The sequence below is a fragment of the Micromonospora matsumotoense genome (assembly GCF_900091525.1).
Taxonomy (GTDB): Bacteria; Actinomycetota; Actinomycetes; order Mycobacteriales; family Micromonosporaceae; genus Micromonospora; species Micromonospora matsumotoensis.
This window is the reverse complement of record NZ_FMCU01000048.1, coordinates 1-5398: the sequence shown is the minus strand read 5'-3', so window position 1 is coordinate 5398 and position 5398 is coordinate 1. Positions and strand designations below refer to the sequence as shown.

Sequence of the window (5398 nt, the reverse complement as noted above, 5' to 3'; positions counted from 1 at the left end):
AAAGGTTGTCCGGCGGTGTCCTACTCTCCCACACCCTCCCGAGTGCAGTACCATCGGCGCTGGAGGGCTTAGCTTCCGGGTTCGGAATGTGACCGGGCGTTTCCCCTCCGCCATGACCGCCGTAACACTATGAACATATCAAACAACACACACACCCACACAAGTGTATGGGGGGTTGTTCGGTTCGTTCAGAGTTGCACAGTGGACGCGTAGCAGCTTTGTAGTCAAGTCCTCGGCCTATTAGTACCGGTCAACTGAACCCGTTACCGGGCTTACATTTCCGGCCTATCAACCCAGTCGTCTAGCTGGGGGCCTTACCCCCACAAAGTGGGGTGGGATACCTCATCTTGAAGCAGGCTTCCCGCTTAGATGCTTTCAGCGGTTATCCCTTCCGAACGTAGCTAACCAGCCGTGCCCCTGGCGGGACAACTGGCACACCAGAGGTTCGTCCGTCCCGGTCCTCTCGTACTAGGGACAGCCCTTCTCAAGTATCCTACGCGCACGGCGGATAGGGACCGAACTGTCTCACGACGTTCTAAACCCAGCTCGCGTACCGCTTTAATGGGCGAACAGCCCAACCCTTGGGACCTGCTACAGCCCCAGGATGCGACGAGCCGACATCGAGGTGCCAAACCATCCCGTCGATATGGACTCTTGGGGAAGATCAGCCTGTTATCCCCGGGGTACCTTTTATCCGTTGAGCGACACCGCTTCCACTCGCAAGTGCCGGATCACTAGTCCCGACTTTCGTCCCTGCTCGACCTGTCAGTCTCACAGTCAAGCTCCCTTGTGTACTTGCACTCAACACCTGATTGCCAACCAGGCTGAGGGAACCTTTGGGCGCCTCCGTTACCTTTTAGGAGGCAACCGCCCCAGTTAAACTACCCACCAGACACTGTCCCTGAACCGGATAACGGTCCGAAGTTAGATACCCAAATCAACCAGAGTGGTATTTCAAGATTGCCTCCACCCATACTGGCGTACAGGTTTCACCGGCTCCCACCTATCCTACACAAGCCCATTCAGATACCAATGTCAAGCTATAGTAAAGGTCCCGGGGTCTTTCCGTCCTGCCGCGCGTAACGAGCATCTTTACTCGTAATGCAATTTCGCCGGGCCTGTGGTTGAGACAGTGGGGAAGTCGTTACGCCATTCGTGCAGGTCGGAACTTACCCGACAAGGAATTTCGCTACCTTAGGATGGTTATAGTTACCACCGCCGTTTACTGGCGCTTAAGTTCTCCGCTTCGCCCCGAAGAGCTAACAGGTCCCCTTAACGTTCCAGCACCGGGCAGGCGTCAGTCCATATACATCGAATTACTTCTTCGCATGGACCTGTGTTTTTAGTAAACAGTCGCTTCCCCCTGCTCTCTGCGGCCATACAACGCTCCACCCGCATGGGGCTTCACGTCTCCGGCCCCCCTTCTCCCTAAGTTACGGGGGCAATTTGCCGAGTTCCTTAACCACAGTTCGCCCGATCGCCTCGGTATTCTCTACCTGACCACCTGTGTCGGTTTGGGGTACGGGCCGCTAAGAACTCGCTAGAGGCTTTTCTCGGCAGCATAGGATCACTGACTTCACCTGAATCGGCTCGGCATCACGTCTCAGCCTCATGTGTTGCGGATTTGCCTACAACACGGCCTACACGCTTACCCCGGCACAACCACCGGCCGGGCTCAGCTACCTTCCTGCGTCACCCCATCGCTTGACTACTACCCACCAGGTTCCCAGCCTCCCCATGTTCGGTCCGAAGACCTCCCACAGTTCAGGTGGTTAGCACAGCAAGGTTCATCACGGGCGCTCTTTCGCGGGTACGGGAATATCAACCCGTTGTCCATCGACTACGCCTCTCGGCCTCGCCTTAGGTCCCGACTCACCCAGGGCGGATTAGCCTGGCCCTGGAACCCTTGGTCATCCGGCGGAAGGGTTTCTCACCCTTCTTTCGCTACTCATGCCTGCATTCTCACTCGTGCCGCGTCCACAACTGGGTCACCCCGCTGCTTCACCCCCGGCACGACGCTCCCCTACCCACCCACACACCTGCACACCCCATCAAGGAGATGCGAAGTAAAATGTGAGTGCCACAGCTTCGGCGGTGTGCTTGAGCCCCGCTACATTGTCGGCGCGGAACCACTTGACCAGTGAGCTATTACGCACTCTTTAAAGGGTGGCTGCTTCTAAGCCAACCTCCTGGTTGTCTATGCGACCCCACATCCTTTTCCACTTAGCACACGCTTAGGGGCCTTAGCTGGTGATCTGGGCTGTTTCCCTCTCGACTACGAAGCTTATCCCCCGCAGTCTCACTGCCGCGCTCTCACTTACCGGCATTCGGAGTTTGGCTGATTTCGGTAAGCTTGTGGGCCCCCTAGACCATCCAGTGCTCTACCTCCGGCAAGAAACACGCGACGCTGCACCTAAATGCATTTCGGGGAGAACCAGCTATCACGGAGTTTGATTGGCCTTTCACCCCTAACCACAGGTCATCCCCCAACTTTTCAACGTTGGTGGGTTCGGCCCTCCACGCGGTCTTACCCGCGCTTCAGCCTGCCCATGGCTAGATCACTCCGCTTCGGGTCTAGAACATGCGACTACGACGCCCTATTCAGACTCGCTTTCGCTACGGCTCCCCCACACGGGTTAACCTCGCCACATGCCACTAACTCGCAGGCTCATTCTTCAAAAGGCACGCCGTCACCCCGCAAGGCTCCGACGGATTGTAGGCGAACGGTTTCAGGTACTATTTCACTCCCCTCCCGGGGTACTTTTCACCATTCCCTCACGGTACTTGTCCGCTATCGGTCACCAGGAAGTATTTAGGCTTACCAGGTGGTCCTGGCAGATTCACGGCAGATTTCAGGGGTCCGCCGCTACTCGGGAACACCCACAGAAGGTCAGCAACTTTCACCTACCGGACTCTCACCGTCTACGGTCAGCCATTCCAGACTGTTCGACTAGCCACTGACTTGATAACTTCTCGAACAAGTGTCAGCTTGTTCAGCAGGGTCCCACAACCCCGACCACGCAACCCCTGACAGGTATCACACGCAACCGGTTTAGCCTCAATCCGCTTTCGCTCGCCACTACTCACGGAATCACTAAATTGTTTTCTCTTCCTACGGGTACTGAGATGTTTCACTTCCCCGCGTTCCCCCCATACACCCTATGTGTTCAGGTGCAGGTGACACCACATGACTGGTGCCAGGTTTCCCCATTCGGACACCCTGGGATCACAGCTTGGTTGACAGCTCCCCCAGGCCTATCGCGGCCTCCCACGTCCTTCATCGGCTCCTGGTGCCAAGGCATCCACCGTTCGCCCTTGACAACTTGACCACAAAGATGCTCGCGTCCACTGTGCAATTCTCAACAAACGACCAACCCACAACCCTCGACCCCACACCAGCAACCCCACCCCCACCACACGGCAGGAAACAGAATCCGGTATGCAAGACCAGGTCGTGCCTGGAAAACCCACCGAGGCACACGCCTCAGGCAAGTCTCTGAAACAACAACCCCACAGGGTTGTTCCTTCAGGACCCAACAGGGTGCTTACCGCCTTCCCCCAGCCGCACCAACCCGACCGTTCCCACCACCCCGAAGAGCAGCTGTACTAGATCATCATGGCCGTTGCCAGGAAAAGACTGACCAGTGTCTCCGCCATCTGAGCACCCCGACCCGACAGATGCGGACCGCGGGCTCCATACCAGCCTTCGCTGGATGGTGCTCCTTAGAAAGGAGGTGATCCAGCCGCACCTTCCGGTACGGCTACCTTGTTACGACTTCGTCCCAATCGCCAGCCCCACCTTCGACGGCTCCCTCCACAAGGGTTGGGCCACCGGCTTCGGGTGTTGCCGACTTTCGTGACGTGACGGGCGGTGTGTACAAGGCCCGGGAACGTATTCACCGCAGCGTTGCTGATCTGCGATTACTAGCGACTCCGACTTCACGGGGTCGAGTTGCAGACCCCGATCCGAACTGAGACCGGCTTTTTGGGATTCGCTCCACCTCACGGTATCGCAACCCATTGTACCGGCCATTGTAGCATGCGTGAAGCCCTGGACATAAGGGGCATGATGACTTGACGTCATCCCCACCTTCCTCCGAGTTGACCCCGGCAGTCTTCGATGAGTCCCCGCCATAACGCGCTGGCAACATCGAACGAGGGTTGCGCTCGTTGCGGGACTTAACCCAACATCTCACGACACGAGCTGACGACAGCCATGCACCACCTGTGACCGCCCCCGAAGGACCTTACATCTCTGCAAGTTTTGCGGCCATGTCAAACCCAGGTAAGGTTCTTCGCGTTGCATCGAATTAATCCGCATGCTCCGCCGCTTGTGCGGGCCCCCGTCAATTCCTTTGAGTTTTAGCCTTGCGGCCGTACTCCCCAGGCGGGGCGCTTAATGCGTTAGCTGCGGCACAGGAAACCGGAGAGGCCCCCCACACCTAGCGCCCAACGTTTACAGCGTGGACTACCAGGGTATCTAATCCTGTTCGCTCCCCACGCTTTCGCTCCTCAGCGTCAGTATCGGCCCAGAGACCCGCCTTCGCCACCGGTGTTCCTCCTGATATCTGCGCATTTCACCGCTACACCAGGAATTCCAGTCTCCCCTACCGAACTCTAGCCTGCCCGTATCGACCGCAGGCTTGGGGTTGAGCCCCAAGTTTTCACGGTCGACGCGACAAGCCGCCTACGAGCTCTTTACGCCCAATAAATCCGGACAACGCTCGCACCCTACGTCTTACCGCGGCTGCTGGCACGTAGTTGGCCGGTGCTTCTTCTGCAGGTACCGTCACTTACGCTTCGTCCCTGCTGAAAGAGGTTTACAACCCGAAGGCCGTCATCCCTCACGCGGCGTCGCTGCATCAGGCTTCCGCCCATTGTGCAATATTCCCCACTGCTGCCTCCCGTAGGAGTCTGGGCCGTGTCTCAGTCCCAGTGTGGCCGGTCGCCCTCTCAGGCCGGCTACCCGTCGTCGCCTTGGTAGGCCATCACCCCACCAACAAGCTGATAGGCCGCGAGCCCATCCCAGGCCGAAAAACTTTCCACCCAACCCCATGCGAGGTCAAGTAATATTCGGTATTAGCCCCCGTTTCCGAGGGTTATCCCAAAGCCTAGGGCAGGTTGCTCACGTGTTACTCACCCGTTCGCCGCTCGAGTACCCCGAAGGGCCTTTCCGCTCGACTTGCATGTGTTAAGCACGCCGCCAGCGTTCGTCCTGAGCCAGGATCAAACTCTCCAACAAAAACCTGTTGAACAATCCATCCCGGCAACAAACAAATGTTGCCAAAGGAATCCCCACCAAACAAACCCGAAAGTCTGCCCAGTGCGGGGTATAAATCATAATTGGCACTGGCTTATCAAGCACCCTGTTGAGTTCTCAAAGAACAACCACACACCA

General features: G+C 57.4%; 3 rRNA genes. All 3 read right to left on the bottom strand.

The window, feature by feature from the left end:
* Nucleotides 1-7 precede the first annotated feature (7 nt).
* Nucleotides 8-124 (bottom strand): 5S ribosomal RNA (gene rrf / locus GA0070216_RS33465).
* A gap of 96 nt (nucleotides 125-220) precedes the next feature.
* Nucleotides 221-3329 (bottom strand): 23S ribosomal RNA (locus GA0070216_RS33460).
* Nucleotides 3330-3727: 398 nt separating this feature from the next.
* Nucleotides 3728-5242, bottom strand: a 16S ribosomal RNA gene (locus GA0070216_RS33455).
* The 16S, 23S and 5S rRNA genes sit together here, the layout of an rRNA operon.
* Between the last annotated feature and the right edge of the window lie 156 nt (nucleotides 5243-5398).